General features: G+C 70.8%; 9 protein-coding genes. 7 read left to right on the top strand and 2 right to left on the bottom strand.

Annotation, left to right across the window (positions count from 1 at the left end):
• The first annotated feature begins 111 nt into the window (after window positions 1-111).
• The 7 genes from ICG51_RS06550 (at window position 112) to ICG51_RS06520 (ending at window position 12,593) form a co-directional block, all read left to right on the top strand.
• Window positions 112-2,676, top strand: a complete 2,565-nt coding sequence (locus tag ICG51_RS06550) for a DNA topoisomerase I (RefSeq protein WP_190282177.1) — start codon at window positions 112-114, stop codon at window positions 2,674-2,676.
• Between the two features lie 48 nt (window positions 2,677-2,724).
• Window positions 2,725-3,285 (top strand): Sua5/YciO/YrdC/YwlC family protein, encoded by a 561-nt coding sequence (locus ICG51_RS06545; RefSeq protein ID WP_190282176.1) that lies wholly within the window; start codon window positions 2,725-2,727, stop codon window positions 3,283-3,285.
• A gap of 173 nt (window positions 3,286-3,458) precedes the next feature.
• The gene (gene gltB, locus ICG51_RS06540) at window positions 3,459-7,916 is read left to right on the top strand and encodes a glutamate synthase large subunit (protein ID WP_190282175.1); all 4,458 of its coding nucleotides are present in this window, start codon (window positions 3,459-3,461) and stop codon (window positions 7,914-7,916) included.
• Window positions 7,916-9,391 (top strand): FAD-dependent oxidoreductase, encoded by a 1,476-nt coding sequence (locus ICG51_RS06535; protein WP_190282174.1) that lies wholly within the window; start codon window positions 7,916-7,918, stop codon window positions 9,389-9,391. Before gltB ends, ICG51_RS06535 begins: the two co-directional genes overlap by 1 nt.
• A gap of 54 nt (window positions 9,392-9,445) precedes the next feature.
• Window positions 9,446-10,114, top strand: a complete 669-nt coding sequence (locus ICG51_RS06530) for a DUF4124 domain-containing protein (protein WP_190282173.1) — start codon at window positions 9,446-9,448, stop codon at window positions 10,112-10,114.
• Between the two features lies 1 nt (window position 10,115).
• Entirely contained in the window at window positions 10,116-10,763 is a 648-nt protein-coding gene (locus ICG51_RS06525; protein ID WP_190282172.1) for a DUF4124 domain-containing protein, read from the top strand.
• A gap of 30 nt (window positions 10,764-10,793) precedes the next feature.
• On the top strand, window positions 10,794-12,593 hold the full coding sequence (locus tag ICG51_RS06520; protein ID WP_190282171.1) for a monovalent cation:proton antiporter-2 (CPA2) family protein: 1,800 nt from the start codon (window positions 10,794-10,796) through the stop codon (window positions 12,591-12,593).
• Between the two features lie 179 nt (window positions 12,594-12,772).
• Here ICG51_RS06520 and ICG51_RS06515 read toward each other — a convergent pair whose 3' ends face one another.
• Both ICG51_RS06515 and ICG51_RS06510 read right to left on the bottom strand, forming a co-directional pair.
• Window positions 12,773-16,108 (bottom strand): ankyrin repeat domain-containing protein, encoded by a 3,336-nt coding sequence (locus ICG51_RS06515; protein ID WP_190282170.1) that lies wholly within the window; start codon window positions 16,106-16,108, stop codon window positions 12,773-12,775.
• Window positions 16,101-16,370, bottom strand: a complete 270-nt coding sequence (locus ICG51_RS06510) for a YcgL domain-containing protein (protein ID WP_190282169.1) — start codon at window positions 16,368-16,370, stop codon at window positions 16,101-16,103. The genes ICG51_RS06515 and ICG51_RS06510 overlap by 8 nt, the downstream gene beginning before the upstream one ends.
• Between the last annotated feature and the right edge of the window lie 56 nt (window positions 16,371-16,426).

Raw genomic sequence — 16,426 nt, 5'->3', positions numbered from 1 at the left:
TGACAGCGCCGGCCCGTCCATGATTCCACTATAAATAAGCGCCCGGGGCATCTGCTCCGGGCGTTGGCATCTACGGTGGCCCGCCGCCGCCCTACCGGAACCCGCGCCACCATGGCCAAGAACCTGCTCATCGTCGAGTCGCCCGCCAAGGCCAAGACGATCAACAAATACCTCGGCAAGGACTTCACCGTCCTCGCCAGCTATGGCCATGTGCGCGACCTGGTGCCGAAGGAGGGCGCGGTCGACCCCGAGCACGGCTTCGCGATGCGCTACGAGACCATCGAGAAGAACGAGAAGCATGTCGATGCGATCGCCAAGGCGGCCAAGGCCGCCGACCACCTCTATCTGGCGACCGACCCGGACCGCGAGGGCGAGGCGATCAGCTGGCACATCGCCGAGATCCTGAAGGAGCGCAACCTTCTCAAGGACAAATCGCTGCAGCGGGTGGTGTTCACCGAGATCACCCCGCGCGCGATCAAGGAAGCGATGTCGCAGCCGCGCGACATCGCCGCCGACCTCGTGGATGCGCAGCAGGCGCGGCGCGCGCTGGACTACCTGGTCGGCTTCAACCTGTCGCCGGTGCTGTGGCGCAAGATCAAGGCCGGGCTGTCCGCCGGCCGGGTGCAGTCGCCGGCACTGCGGATGATCGTGGAGCGCGAGGAGGAGATCGAAGCCTTCATCGCCCGCGAGTACTGGAGCATCGAAGCCGAGTGCGCGCACCCGTCGCAGGCCTTCACCGCCAAGCTGGTCAAGCTGGACGGGAAGAAGTTCGAGCAGTTCACCGTCACCGACGGCGCAACCGCCGAGGATGCGCGCCTGCGCATCCAGCAGGCCGCCAGCGGCAAGCTGCACGTGACGGACGTGGCCAGCAAGGAGCGCAAGCGCCGCCCCGCGCCGCCGTTCACCACCTCCACCCTGCAGCAGGAAGCCGCGCGCAAGCTCGGCTTCACCACCCGCAAGACCATGCAGGTGGCGCAGAAGCTGTACGAGGGCATCGCGCTGGGCGACGAAGGTACGGTTGGCCTGATCAGCTACATGCGTACTGACTCGGTGAACCTGTCGCAGGACGCGCTGGCCGAGATCCGTGACGTGATCGCACGCGACTTCGGCACCGCCTCGCTGCCGGACCAGCCCAACACCTACCAGACCAAGTCGAAGAACGCGCAGGAAGCGCACGAAGCGGTGCGCCCGACCTCCGCGCTGCGCACCCCGGCGCATGTCGCGCGCTTCCTGACCGACGACGAGCGCAAGCTCTACGAGCTGATCTGGAAGCGCGCGGTGGCCTGCCAGATGATCCCGGCCACGCTCAATACCGTCACCGTGGACCTGTCCGCCGGCAGCGAGCACGCCTTCCGCGCCAGCGGCACCACCGTGGTGGTGCCCGGCTTCCTTGCGGTCTACGAAGAGGGCAAGGACAGCAAGGGCAAGGAGGACGAGGACGAAGGCCGCAAGCTGCCGCTGATGAAGCTGGGCGACATGGTGCCGCTGGACCGCATCCACGCCGACCAGCACTTCACCCAGCCGCCGCCGCGCTTCACCGAAGCGGCGCTGGTGAAGGCGCTGGAGGAGTACGGCATTGGCCGGCCATCGACCTATGCCGCCATCATCCAGACCCTGCTGGGCAAGCAGTACGCGGTGCTCGACGGGCGCGCGTTCAAGCCCACCGACATCGGCCGCGCGGTCGGCAAGTTCCTGTCCAGCCATTTCTCCAAGTACGTCGACTATGACTTCACCGCCAACCTCGAGGACGAGCTGGATGCGGTGAGCCGCGGCGAGGAGGACTGGATCCCGTTGATGGAGAAGTTCTGGGGGCCGTTCAAGGCGCTGGTGGACGACAAGAAGGCAACGCTGGACAAGGCCGATGCCGGCAGCGTGCGCGTGCTCGGCAGCGACCCGGCCAGCGGGCGTCCGGTCAGTGCGCGCATCGGCCGCTTCGGTCCGCTGGTGCAGATCGGCACCGTGGAAGACGAGGAGAAGCCGCGCTTCGCCTCGCTCAAGCCCGGCCAGAGCATCTACAGCATCACCCTGGACGAGGCGCTCAAGCTGTTCGAGATGCCGCGCAAGCTGGGCGTCGACGCCAACGGCGAGGAAGTCAGCGTGGGCATCGGCCGCTTCGGCCCGTTCGCCAAGCGCGGCAGTTCCTACGCCTCGCTGAAGAAGGAAGACGATCCCTACGTGATCGATCTGGCGCGGGCGATCTTCCTGATCGAGGAGAAGGAAGAAATCGCCCGCAACCGCGTCATCAAGGAATGGCCCGGCCATGACGTGCAGGTGCTGAACGGCCGCTTCGGTCCGTACATCAGCGACGGCAAGCTCAACGGCAAGATCCCGAAGGACCGCGAACCGTCTTCGCTGTCGTTGGAGGAAACGCTGAAGCTGCTGGAGGAAACCGGCAAGCCCGCGCGCAAGGGCTTCGGCGCGAAGAAGGCGGCGGTGAAGAAGGTCGCCGCCAAGAAGGCCGCGGTGAAGAAGGCGCCCGCCGAGAAGGCGGCGAAGAAGCCGGCCGCCAAGAAGGCCGTGGCCAAGAAAGCGGTGAAGAAGGCCACTGCCAAGAATGCCGCGCGTCCGTATTCGGCCGACATCGAACCCGCCAAGCCGCTGCTCACCGCGGCCAAGGTGGAGCCGGGCAAGAAGCGCGTGGTGAAGAAGCCGTCGCGGGACGAGGCGCCGTTCTGAGTCTCCGCCGTCACCCCGCTTCGACGGTGGTGACGGAAGAATTGCCGCATGAGCATGCACGCCAGCCTCGCCAACGTCGTTGCCGCCCTCCATCGGGGCGGCGTCATCGCCTACCCCACCGAGGGCGTATGGGGGCTGGGTTGCGATCCGCGCGATGAAGCCGCGGTGCTGCGCCTGCTAGCGCTCAAGCAGCGTGACGTGGCCAAGGGGTTGATCCTGATCGCGTCGAGCGAGGCGCAACTCGCGCCGTTCATCGACACCGCATCGCTTGGCGGATCACAGCTGGCCGAGGTGCGTGCAAGCTGGCCGGGGCCGAATACCTGGATCATGCCGGCGTCGAAGGACGCGCCAAGCTGGATCACCGGCGCGCACGACGGCATCGCGGTGCGTGTCACCGCGCATCCGCTGGTGCGCGCGCTGTGCGATGGCTTCGGCGGCGCGCTGGTGTCGACCAGCGCCAATATCGCCAGCGAGCCTTCACCGCGCACGCGCGCGGAACTCGACCCTCGCATCGTTGCCGGGGTCGATGCCGTCACCGATGGCGAAACCCTCGGGCGCGCGCAGCCCAGCACCATCCGCGACGCGCGCAGCGGCGCCGTCCTGCGCTGAAAACCGCGTCCGCCCTGCGTTTGCGGGCGAAAAGCGGTTTCTCCTGCAACGAAAATTTGTTCGCAAAACCCTCTTGTTGCGCTGCACAAACTATGCTCTAGTCGGGGTGCGCATCGGGTTCCACAGGGAGAGTCGGAACGCGGGCGTTCCACAACTCCTGCACGGACACGACCATGCGGCGCAGCCCGACCCGGGGTTTGTACGACCCTGCCAGTGAACATGACAGCTGTGGTTTCGGCCTGATCGCACAGGTCGAGGGCGGGGCGTCGCGGGCGATCGTCGATGGCGCGCTGGAAGCCCTGTCGCGGATGGCGCATCGCGGCGGCGTTGCAGCCGATGGCCTGTCCGGTGATGGCTGCGGCGTGCTGCTGCACGGCATCGACGGCTTCCTGCGCGCGCTGGCGAACGACGCCGGCATCGCGCTGCATGCCGGGCCCATCGCCGTCGGCAACGTGTTCCTGCCTCGGGACGCCGCCCTCGCATCGCGCTGCCGCGAGGTGCTGGCGCACGAGCTCGGCAACGCCGGTTTGCGCGTGGTCGGCTGGCGCGACGTGCCGGTGGATCCGTCGGTCTGCGGCGAACTCGCGCGCGCCTCGCTGCCGCGCATCGCGCAGGTGTTCGTGGAAAGCGATGGCGACGATGCCGATGCGTTCGAGCGCGCGCTGTACCTGGCCCGCAAGCGCGCCGAGCAGGTGCTGCGCGAGGCGCCCGACTTCTACGTTGTCAGCCTGTCCACGCGCCTGCTGGGCTACAAGGGCATGGTGCTGCCGAAGCATCTGCGGCAGCTGTTTCCGGATCTTGCGCATCCGCTGCTGGAGGCGCGCGCGGTGCTGTTCCACCAGCGCTTCTCCACCAATACCCAGCCGCGCTGGCCGCTGGCGCATCCGTTCCGCCGGCTGGCACACAACGGCGAGATCAACAGCATCGAGGGCAACCGTCGCTGGGCGCAGGCGCGCAGAGGCGTGTGGAAATCAAAGCTGCTGGACCTCGCCGGCATCGACGAAGTGGTGTCGATGCATGGCTCCGATTCGCAGTCGCTGGACAATGCGCTGGAGTGGCTGCTGCTGGGCGGCATGGACCTGCCCAAGGCGATGCGCATTCTGATGCCGCCGGCCACGCAGTCGCTGGAATACAAGGACGCCGACCTGTCGGCGTTCTACGAGTACTACGCGATCAACTCCGAGCCGTGGGACGGCCCGGCAGGCGTGGTCACCTGTGATGGCAGGCACGCCGCCTGCACGCTGGACCGCAACGGCCTGCGCCCGGCGCGCTGGCTGCTGACCACGGACGGGGTGTTCGCCATCGCTTCCGAAGCGGGCGTGCTCGACATCGACCCCGCGCGCGTGCAGGCCAAGGGCAAGCTGGGGCCGGGCGAGATGATCGCGGTCGATCTGGTCGCCGACCGGCTGCTCGACAACGACGCCATCGACGCGCTCAACCGCGCGCGCGCGCCGTACAAGCAGTGGCTCCGGCAGGGCATGACCTACCTGCACACCGAACTGATCGATCCGGCGCTGTGCGACGTGCCGTTCGACGACGCCACCGTGCTCGGCTTCCAGAAGCTGTTCCAGCTGACCCGCGAGGAACAGGAGCGGGTGCTGCGGCCGCTGGTGGAAACCGGGCAGGAAGCCATCGGCTCGATGGGCGACGACATCCCGATGGCGGCGATCAGCCAGCGAGTGCGGCCGCTGTACGACTGCTTCCGGCAGGCCTTCGCACAGGTCACCAACCCGCCGATCGACCCGCTGCGGGAGGCGTGCGTGATGACGCTGTCCACCCAGATCGGGCGCGAGGGCAATCTGTTCCACGACGGAGCGGACAACGTCGACCACGTGCTGCTGAACTCGCCGGTGCTGTCGCAGCGCAAGCTGCACCAGCTGCTGACGCTGCCGCGGTTCTCCGCCCGCTACCGCTACATCGACCTGTATTTCGATGACAGCTCCACGCTGGCGCAGGCGCTGGACCGCATCTGCGCCGAAGCCGAGGACGCGGTGCGCGCCGGCGACGAACTGCTGGTGCTGTCCGACCGCCGCCCGCGTCGCGCCGCCGCCGCCGTGCATGCGCTGCTGGCCACCGGCGCGGTCCACCAGCACCTGGTCCGCGCCGGCCTGCGCTGTGACGCCAACCTGATCGTGGAAACCGGCACCGCGCGCGACCCGCACCACTTCGCGTGCCTCATTGGTTTTGGCGCCACCGCGGTGTATCCCTACCTCGCCTACCAGACCCTGCATGCACTGGGCCGGCGCGGCGTGCTTGGCGGCAAGAGCGGCAGCGAGCCGGCGCAGATCGGCCGCAGCTACCGCCGCGGGGTGAAGAAGGGGCTGCTGAAGATCCTCTCGAAGATGGGCATCGGCAGCATTGCCAGCTATCGCGGCGCCGGCCTGTTCGAGATCGTCGGCCTGGCCGACGAGGTGGTGGCGCGCTGCTTCGACGGTACGCCCTCGCGGATCGGCGGCGCCGGTTTCGCGCGGCTGGAAGCGGATGCGCGGCAACTTGCCGCGCATGGCTGGGACGATGATGCGCTGCCGGAACTCGGTGGCCTGCTGCACTACGTCCACGGCGGCGAATACCACCAGTACAACCCGGAGGTGGTGCAGTCGCTGCAGCACGCGGTGCTGACCGGCGACCGCGCCGACTGGAAGACCTACGCCGCCCACGTTGATACGCGCCCGCCGGCGGCGCTGCGCGACCTGCTGCGGCTGAAAGCCGCTGCCACGCCACTGCCGCTGTCCGAGGTGGAACCGGTTGAAAGCATCGTGCGCCGCTTCGACAGCGCGGCGATGAGCCTGGGCGCGCTGTCGCCGGAGGCGCACGAGGCGCTGGCCATCGCGATGAACCGCCTCGGCGGGCGCAGCAATTCCGGCGAAGGCGGCGAAGACCCCGCGCGCAATGGCACCGAGCGGCGCAGCAAGATCCGCCAGATCGCCTCCGGCCGTTTCGGCGTGACCCCCGACTACCTGATCAACGCCGAAGTGCTGCAGATCAAGCTGGCGCAGGGCGCCAAGCCCGGCGAAGGCGGGCAGTTGCCGGGCAGCAAGGTCAACCCGTTGATCGCGCGGCTGCGCTACGCCAAGCCCGGCATCGGCCTGATCTCGCCGCCGCCGCACCACGACATCTATTCCATCGAAGACCTCGCGCAGCTGATCTTCGATTTGCGCCAGGTGAATCCGCAGGCGCTGATCTCGGTGAAGCTGGTCAGCCACGCCGGCGTGGGCACCATTGCCGCGGGTGTGGCCAAGACCGGCGCCGACCTCATCACCATCGCTGGCCACGACGGCGGCACTGGCGCGAGTCCGCTCGGCTCGGTGCGCTATGCCGGCGTGCCGTGGGAGCTTGGCCTGTCGGAAGCGCGGCAGGCATTGCAGGCCAACGAGCTGCGCGGGCGGGTGCTGCTGCAGACCGACGGTGGCCTGAAGACCGGGCTGGACGTGATCAAGGCGGCGCTGCTGGGCGCGGACAGTTTCGGCTTCGGCACCGCGCCGATGATCGTGCTGGGCTGCAAGTACCTGCGCATCTGCCACCTCAACAACTGCGCCACCGGCATGGCCACGCAGGACGAGCGGTTGCGCCGCGACCATTTCAAGGGTCTGCCCGAGCGTGTCGAATGCTACTTCCGCAACGTCGCCGAAGACGTGCGCGAATGGCTGGCCTTGCTGGGCCTGCGCACGCTGGACGAGGCGATCGGCCGCACCGACCTGCTGGAACAGCACCTGCGCGCGACCCGCGAGGATGTCGACGTGGACCTGTCGCGGCTGCTGGCGCGCGATCCGGCGCAGGCATCCGCCTACTGCGGTTCGCCCGCATTGCAGGCGCCGGCGGATGGATTGGCCGCGCAGCTTGACGCGGCTTTGGCCGACGCGATTGCCAGCGGTGCCGGCGGCGCCTTCGTCGGCAGCATCCGCAATACCGACCGCAGCATCGGCGCGCGCCTGTCCGGGCGCATCGCCCGCGTCCATGGCGATACCGGCATGAGCGCTACGCCCATCGACGTGCGCCTGAGCGGCAGCGCCGGCCAGAGCTTCGGTGCGTTCAATGCCGGCGGCCTGCACCTGCACCTGCAGGGCGAAGCCAACGACTACGTCGGCAAGGGCATGGCCGGCGGCCGCATCGTGCTGCAGCCGCCGGGTGGCAGCCGGTTCGCCTCGCAGGACACGCCGATCCTCGGCAACACCTGCCTGTACGGCGCCACCGGCGGCGAGCTGTTCGCGGCGGGCCGCGCCGGCGAGCGCTTCGCGGTGCGCAACTCCGGCGCCACCGCGGTCATCGAGGGCGCCGGCGACCACTGCTGCGAATACATGACCGGTGGCGCGGTGGTGGTGCTGGGCCGCACCGGCTTGAACTTCGGCGCCGGCTTCACCGGCGGGCTGGCCTATGTGCTGGATCTGGAGCGCGATTTCGTCGATCGCTACAACCACGAGCTGGTCGACATCTCGCGGATCACCCCGGAGGGGCTGGACGGCTACCGCCAGCACCTCACCGACCTGATCGAGGCGCATGCGCGGCTGACCGGCAGCGCCTGGAGCGCGCGCATCCGCGACGACTTCCGCGACTTCGTCGGCAAGTTCTGGCTGGTCAAGCCGAAGGCGGCGAGCCTGGAAGCGCTGGCCCACGAATTGAAGAGGGCGGCCTGATGAGCAAGCAACAGCTCTTCCAGTTCCTGGAGTCGCCGCGCGAGATGCCGGCCAAGGTGCCGCTGTCCGATCGCGTCGCCGGCAGTTTCGACGAGCTGTACGGGCGTTTCGGGCAGGCCGAGGCGGCGCACCAGGCCGGGCGCTGCCTGGATTGCGGCAATCCGTATTGCGAAGCCAAGTGCCCCGTCCACAACTACATCCCGGACTGGCTGCAGCTGGTGCAGGAAGGCCGCATCCATGAGGCAGCCGCGCTCTGCCACGAGACCAACCCGCTGCCGGAGATGTGCGGGCGGGTGTGCCCGCAGGACCGGTTATGCGAAGGCGCGTGCACGCTCAATGACGGCTTCGGCGCGGTCACCATCGGCGCGGTGGAGAAGTACATCGTCGATACCGCCTTCGCGCAGGGCTGGCGGCCGGACCTGTCGAAGGTGAAGCCTACCGGCAAGCGGGTGGCGGTGATCGGCGCGGGGCCGGCGGGGCTGGCCTGCGCCGACCGGCTGGCGCGCAGCGGCATCGAGGCCACCGTGTTCGACCGCTACGAGCAGATCGGCGGCCTGCTGCAGTTCGGCATTCCCAGCTTCAAGCTGGACAAGGCGGTGATCGCCACCCGCCGCGAGGTGCTGGAAGGGATGGGCGTGCGCTTCCGGCTCGGCGTGGACGTGGGCCGCGATGTCGGCATCGACGCGCTGCTGGACGAGTTCGATGCGGTGTTCCTCGGCCTCGGCGCCTATCGTTACACCGACGGTGGCCTGCCGGGGCAGGAGCTGCAGGGCGTGCTGCCGGCGCTGCCGTTCCTGGTGCAGAACGGCCGCATCGTCACCGGCCACGATCCGCAGGGCCGCCCGATTGCCGGCTGGGAAGACCAGCTCGTGCTGCCCGAGCTGCGCGGCAAGCGCGTGGTGGTGCTTGGCGGCGGCGATACGGGCATGGACTGCGTGCGCTCGGCGGTCCGCCTCGGCGCGGCCAGCGTGACCTGTGCCTACCGTCGCGACGAAGCCAACATGCCGGGCTCGGCGCGCGAGGTGGCGAATGCGCGCGAGGAAGGCGTGCAGTTCCTGTTCAACCGCCAGCCGCTGGAAATCATCGGCGACGGTCAGGTGCGCGGGGTGCGGATGGTGGAAACACGGCTGGGCGCGCCCGATGGCAATGGCCGTCGCGCCGCCGAAGCCATTGCCGGCAGCGAGTCGCTGCTGGATGCCGACGTCGTCATCATTGCCTTCGGCTTCAGCCCGCGCGCGCCACGGTGGCTGGAAACACTTGGGGTGCAGGCGCAGGCCAACGGCCGGCTGGCGGTGGGCGGCAACGGCCGGCTGCCCTACCAGACCGCGCATGACGCGCTGTTTGCCGGCGGTGACTGCGTGCGCGGCGCCGACCTGGTGGTGACCGCCGTGCAGGAAGGCCGCGATGCCGCGGCCAGCATCGCGCGCATGCTGCGCGGCGCCAAGGCGATCCCGGTGGCGCTGACGGCCGCCTGAAAGCGCGTGCGGCGCGGGGTTCCGCCGCGCGCGCCGACGCGCCAAGATGGGGCCATGCGCGTCGCCGCCCTCCTTGCCGCCTGCCTGCTGCTGCCGTTCACCGGCAGCGCGCGCGCGCAGGCCAAACCGGCGGCCACCGTCACCGTCTATCGCTGCACCGACGCCGCCGGCAAGGTCAGCCTGCAGGACGCGCCCTGCGCGAAGGGCCAGGCGCAGCAGGCGCGCGAGATGCTGCGCCCGGTCGATGCGCCGGCGTCGCCAACCGCCCCGGCGAAGCCGCACGCCGCCGTGCCCGCGCCGCAGGCGGAGCCGCGCACCGTGTACCTGGCGCCGCCGCGGCCGCTGTACGAATGCGTCACGCCCGAGGGCAAGCGCTACACCAGCGATGACGGCCGCGGCAATCCGCGCTGGGTGCCGCTGTGGACGCTGGGTTATCCGGTGGTGCGTCCGCGCTCGGTGCTGGGTGACAACATCGGCCACCCGGAGCGGGTGATGCGCCCGCCGCATCGCGACATCAGCTGGCCGGTCGCCACCGGCGGCGGCAGCTGGATTCGCGACGACTGCACGATGCTGCCCCCGGTCGAGGCCTGCGCGCGCCTGCGCGACCGCCGCAGCACATTGCGCACCCGCTTCTTCAACGCGCAGGAAAAGGAACGCGACCTGCTGCGCGAAGAGGAGCGCGCGCTCAACGCCCGCCTCGACAACGACTGCGGTGGTCGCTGAGATGCGGCTTGTCCTCGTCCTGGTCCTGCTGCTGTGCGCCCCGCTCGCGCTGCCCGCGCAGGACACCGTCTTCTACAAGTGCACCGATGCCAAGGGCAATGTGTCGATGCAGAACGGCGCCCCCTGCGCATCCGGCATGAAGCAGGAAATCCGCCGGATCGGTGCGGTGAAGACCATGCCGGTGCCGGCGCGGAAGCCGCAGGTGGAAGCCCCTGCACCGCCACCGCAGTACGGTGACTTCGTGCTGGTCAGTGGCCCGTCGATGCAGCGCACGCCCGCGCCCGAGGCCGCCGGCCTGCCGGCGCCGCCGCCGCTCTACCAGTGCCGGACCTGGGACGGCGAAACCTATTTCGGCGAGAGCGCCGAGCCGCCACCGCGCTGCGCGCCGCTGCAGGTGACCGGGCTCGACGGGCGCGCGCAGGTCGGCATGGCCAGCGCCTGCGAGATGAAGCAGGACAGCTGCGCCGCGGTGCCGGATGCGCAGTTGTGCGCGACTTGGTACCGGCGGCTGGACGAAGCCGACTTCAAGTTGCGCTATGCCGATGACGGCACGCGCCGCGAGCGCCAAGCCGCCCTCGATGCCATCGACGCGAAGATCAAGGCAAGCCGCTGCGCGACCAGCGTGCCGGCCGATCCCGCCGTGCCGTAAGCTGGCGCGGAACTGCACGGATAGGAACGGATGGACAGCGGCGGTCTGGAACTGGCACTTGTATTCCTGCTGGCAGCGGTGCTGGCGGTGCCGCTGTTCAAGCGTTTCGGACTGGGCGCGATCCTCGCCTACCTGACCGCCGGCGTGCTGCTGGGGCCGCATGAGCTGGCGCTGGTGCGCGACCCGGACAAGGTGTTGGCGGCCAGCGAAATCGGCGTGGTCATGCTGCTGTTCGTGATCGGGCTGGAGCTGTCGCTGCCGCGGTTGAAGGTGATGCGCAAGCCGATCTTCCTGGTCGGTGGCTTGCAGGTGCTGCTGTGCGGGCTGGCGCTGGGCGGGCTGGCGATGCTGGCTGGATTGGGCTGGAAGGCGGCGCTGGTGGTGGGGCTGGGCCTGGCGCTGTCGTCCACCGCGGTGGGCCTGCAGTTGCTGGCCGAGCGCAAGGAGCTGGCCACCGAGCATGGCCGGCTCGCCTTCGCGATCCTGCTGTTCCAGGATCTGGCGGCGATCCCGCTGCTGGCCGCCATCCCGCTGCTGGGCAAGGCCAAGAGCGTGGGCCTGGAATGGACCGAAGTGGTGCGCGCGGTGGCGCTGATCGCGGCGCTGGTGATCGGCGGCCGCTACCTGCTACGTCACCTGTTCCGGGCGATCGCCCGCACCGACCTGCCGGAGGTGTTCACCGGCGCCGCGCTGCTGGTGGTGCTTGGCAGTGCCTGGCTGATGCAGATGGCGGGCCTGAGCGCTGGCCTGGGCGCGTTCCTCGCCGGCGTGCTGCTGGCCGAATCGGAATACCGGCACGAACTGGAGGCGCAGATCCGGCCGTTCGAAGGCCTCCTGCTGGGCCTGTTCTTCATGGCGGTGGGCATGGGCATCGACGTGCAGCGGATCATGGCGGAGCCGCTGCTGATCGCGAGCGGCGTGGCGGTACTGCTGGCGGTGAAGTCGCTGCTGCTGTTCGCGCTCGGCCTGCGTCCGGGGCGGCTGGACGGGCGCGGCGCCTGCCTGCTGGCGGCGGTGCTGGCGCTGGGCGGCGAATTCGCCTTCGTGGTGTTCGGCGAAGCGGCGCGGGCCAGGCTGCTGGATGCCGCCACCCACGACCGCCTGACCGCCATCGTCGGCCTGTCGATGGCGGCCACCCCGCTGTTGCTGATGCTGGCCTCGAGGCTGCTGCCCGACAAGCTGGTCTCGGAAGCGCGCGAGTACGATGCGATCCCGCAGGATCGCCATCCGCAGGTGCTGATCGCCGGCTTCGGCCGCTTCGGCCAGATCATCGCCCGCCTGCTTCGCGCGCAGGGCATCGCTTTCATCGCGATCGACCCGGACATCGAACAGGTCAACCTGTCGCGGCAGATCGGCACCGACCAGATCTACTACGGCGATCCGACCCGGTTGGCGCTGCTGCGCTCGGCCGGTGCCGCGCGGATCCGCATCTTCGTGGTCGCCATCAACGGCGTCGAGGCCAGCCTGCGGATGGTGCGGCTGGTGCGCAAGCACTACCCGGAGGCGCGGGTGTTCGCGCGCGCGCGCGACCGTCGGCACGCGTGGCAGCTGGTGGATCTGGGCGCGCAGGCGCTGCGCGAAACCTTCTGCAGCAGCCTGGAGATCGGCCGCGAGGTGCTGGTGGCGCTGGGCATGGACCGCGAGCAGGCCGAGGACCGGGCGCGCCGTTTCCGCGAATGGGACGAGTCGCTGCTGGAGCAGCAGCGGCTGCTGCAGGACGACGAGGACGCGCTGCTGCAAGCCACCCGTGACGCGCGGCGTGAGCTGGACGGACTGTTCGAGGCGGATGCCGGGGTCGCCCGCGACGATGCCGCTTCCGGCGCCGCCTGAGGCCTGACCCGGCGGCATTGTTCGCGCAGCCGCTGGCGCTCTGCGTTCTTCCCGCAAGCGGGGATCGGCACGGTGGACCAGCGCGCGATGCGCGTGTTCCATGGGCGTCCGGCAGCGCAGCCGGCTGCGCGCCACCGGAGCAAGCCTGCGGGCTTTTTTCCCTGTGGCCTGGTGCTGCGTTACTCGCGCAGGAAGCGTGCCATCGAGACGCCAGAGGGCGGCGGCGCGACCGGCGGGACCAGCTCCGCGGCGATGTCGACGTAGCCGCGCATGAGCGCGACGTCGCGCGGCGTGCGCCCGGCCGCGTCCGCCTGGGCGGGGTCGCCGCCGGCGCGCAGCAGCGCCTGCACCGTGCGGCGCAGGCCATGCAGTGCGGCCAGATGCAGGGGGCCGTAGCCGCGCGCGTCGCAGGCGTCCAGCCGGACGTCTTCATCCAGCAGCCGGTCCAGCGCGGCCAGCAGCACGTCTTCGCTGCTCGGCGTGCCGGGCTCGGCACGCGCGCCCAGCAGCAGCAGCAGCGGGGTGGTGCCGTTCCTGGCCGCCAAGTGGGGGTCGGCGCCGGCCAGCAGCAGGCCGTCCAGCAGTGCCAGCAGGCGGGCGCGGTCGCGCGCGGTGAAGCCGTAGAGCGCGGCGCAGTGCAGGGGCGTCTGGCCCTGTGCATCGACCGCGTGCAGGTCGGCGCCGGCGCGCAGCAGCCGCGCCACCAGCTCCGGCAGGCCCAGCGCTGCGGCCAGCATCAGCACGGTGACTTCGCCCGGCAGCCGCTGCTCCAGGCTGCAGCCGGCCTGCAGCAGGCGCTCGACGATCTCGGGTTGGCGCATGCTGACTGCGGCGGAGAGGGCGGTGGCGCCGGTATTGGCAGTGCGGCCGGGATCGGCGCCGCGTGCCAGCAGGTCTTCGACCAGCCCGAGGTGTCCGCCACCCGCGGCGCGCAATAGCGCGGTGCAGCCTTGGCTGTCGGTGGTGTCGACAGGAAAGCCCAGATCGAGCAGGCGGCGCACCGCGTCGCGATCGCCGGTGATGGCAGCCGCCGGCAGGTCGGTGGCGCGCAGCGGGCGATGCGGCAGGGGCCAGCCGCGCCAGTCCAGCCAGTCGGCGAGGTCGCGGCGGCCGCTGGCCAAGGCGATGCCCAAGGGGGTCTGCCCATCGGCGGCGCGTCGATCCGGCGCGGCGCCGGCGGCCAGCAGCGCGGTCAGCATCTGCGGGCGCCCCAGACTGGCGGCGTAGTGCAATGGACTCATGCCGCGGCCATCGCAGGCATCGGGATCCGTGCCGTGGGCCAGCAACTGCAGCAGCAGCGCCTGCCAGTCCAGCCGCACCGCCAGCAGCAGCGGCGGCTCGCCGGCGCTCGAGACGGCGAAGGGATCGGCGCCGCGCGCCAGCAGTTCCAGCGCGAAGGCTTCGCCGCCCGGGTCGGCGGCGGGCGTCTCAAGACAGGCAGCCAGATAATCGGCCAGGCCACCCGCACCGGCCGGCGAGGCGCCGTATGCCAGCAGCCGGCGGGCGGCGGCCATGCCCGCTTCACCGCGGAGTAGCGCGGCCCGGAGGGGCGTGGGAGCGCCGGGGGGGCGGTACTCCGGGTTGGCGCCCTGGCGCAGCAGCCAGTCGGTGCGTGCGGGGCTGTCGGTGATTTCGGCATCGGCCAGCAGGCGGTCGAAGTCCTCGCGCTCCAGTCGCGCCGCCAGTCCCTGCAGGCGCGTCGCGTCGGCATCCTCCAGCAGCGCCTCCCGCAGCAGCAGGGAGGGTGGCCGCTCCGGCGGCAGTTCGTCCTCGCCGGGTGCCGCCGCCGGGCTGCGGCCGGGGTCGAGCAGGGCCGCCAGCGTCCAGCGGCCCGCGGCTTCGGCCAGGTCCACCGCGCTGCGACCATGCGCATCGGTAGCGTGCGGATCCACGCCCTGCGCCAGCAGCAGTTGCACCAGTGCCGGTGCGGGTGCCTCCGCGGTGCAGGCCAGGTGCAGCGCATTGGCGCCGGCGGCATCACAGGCGCCGGCGTCGGCGCCCGCCGCAAGCAGGACTTCCAGCGCCGCGTGCGCGCCGCAGCGGGCGGCTTCCAGCAGGGGCGTCCGGCCTTCGCCGTCGCGCACGTCGACTTCGGCCCCGGCTTCCAGCAGGGCTTGGCAGATGGCGGCGTGGCCAGCCACGGCGGCTTCGTGCAGGGCGCTGCGGCCGCGCCCGTCGCGGGCGTTGGCCTTGGCCTTGTGGCGCAGCAGCAGCAGGACCCCGGCGGGATCGTCCTCGTCGCTGCCGGCCGCCGCCAGCAGGGCGGGTTGTCCGCCTGCGGGTTCCGGGCGCGCGCCGCGTTCCAGCAGGAAGCGCGCGAGACGCCAGTTGCCGCAGGCGCAGGCGCTGCCCAGCGGCGACAGGCCGGCGCCGTTGAGCGCATCGATGGCTGCGGCGGCGTCGCGCAGCAGCGCGGCCACGCCGGGGTCGGAGCTGCGTGCGGCGTGGTGCAGGGGGGTGTTGCCGTCGGCGTCGGCGATGCGCGGGTCGGCACCGTTGGCGAGCAGGGTCATCACCGCTTCCGGGCGGCCGTGCCAGCTGTCGCGGGTGGCGGCCAGCAGCGGCGTCATGCCGTCGTGGATGGCATTGACGTCGACGCCGCGCTCGATCAGCGCGCGCAGCAGGCGCAGGTCCGGCAGCACCGCGGCCAGTACCGGCAGGCTGCGGCGGTCGCGCGCATCCGGTTCCAGCGGCGCATGCGGGTCGGCCCCGGCCGCCAGCAGCGCCAGCGCGCGTTCGACCCGGCCCAGCCGTGCCGCCGCATACAGCTGCCGGCCCAGGCCGGCGAGCTCGGCGGCGGAGCTCGCTTCGTCCGCGGCCGGCAACGGTGCGATGGCCGGCTCGCTGTCGAGGACATCCCCGGCCGTCGCGGCGTCATCGGGGCCGGCGTCCATTTCCACCACCGGCAGGCCATGCAGGGCGATGGCCGGTGCCGCCGATTGCAGGGCGAGGTGGGCCAGCGGCAGCAGCAGCGCGTAGGCAATGCCGGCGAACAGCCGGCCGTTGCCGGCCAGCAGGCCCGGCCAGCCCAGCAGCAGGCCGCCGGCCAGCAGCAGGAACACGGGCAGCGCGCCCAGCAGCAGGCCGCGCCAGGCGGCGGGGTCCTGCGCCTGGCGGGCAGCGAAGCGCGACTGCGCGCTGCCACCGCTGCGCTCCAGCGTGTGCCAGTCCGGCCAGCGCCACCACAGCGCTACCAGCAATGCTCCAGCCAACCCGGCCAGCGCCAGCGCATGTCCCAGCGACGGGGCTTCGCGCAGCCGCAGCAGCGGCCAGGCCAGCAGTGCCCCGGCCAGCAGGAAGCCGCCGCCCCAAAGCAGCGCCAGCCGGCCGGCATCGGCGGCCAGCGCCCGCCGGCCGCGGCTGCCACGCAGCAGCGCGATGGCCAGCGCCGCCGGCACCTGTGCCAGCCAGGCCAGCGCGAGGGCGGGACCATCGACGACGAGCCCCGCGCCGACGGCCGCTAGCAGCGCAAGGGCGAGCAGCGCGGCGCCAGCCACGGGCATGCGTTCAGGCATCGGTGCCCCAGTCGTCGCTCATCGGATCGATCACGGTGGGCGGGAACTGCAGGTGGAAGCCACGGCTGGTCAGGTTGCTGCGCACCACGTCGGGATTCTCGCGTGCCAGCCGGCGTTCCGGCGTCAGCCCCACTTCCAGCACGAACTGCAGGTTGCCCAGCTGCGCGCGCAGCGGTTCCGGCAGGCAGCCGAAATCGTCGCGCGTGGCGAGGTAGAGATAGGTATCGGCCTTTTTCAGGCTCTTGTAGACGAAGGCAAGCATCGCGATCCGGGGGAATCGGGTTTGCGGAATCAATCACGGATTGTGCGGTAAAGCGC

Origin of the sequence: Thermomonas sp. XSG, assembly GCF_014678725.1 — a bacterium.
Lineage (GTDB): Bacteria > Pseudomonadota > Gammaproteobacteria > Xanthomonadales > Xanthomonadaceae > Thermomonas.
The sequence above is the reverse complement of the archived record's forward strand: the minus strand, read 5'-3'. Positions and strand labels throughout refer to the sequence as shown.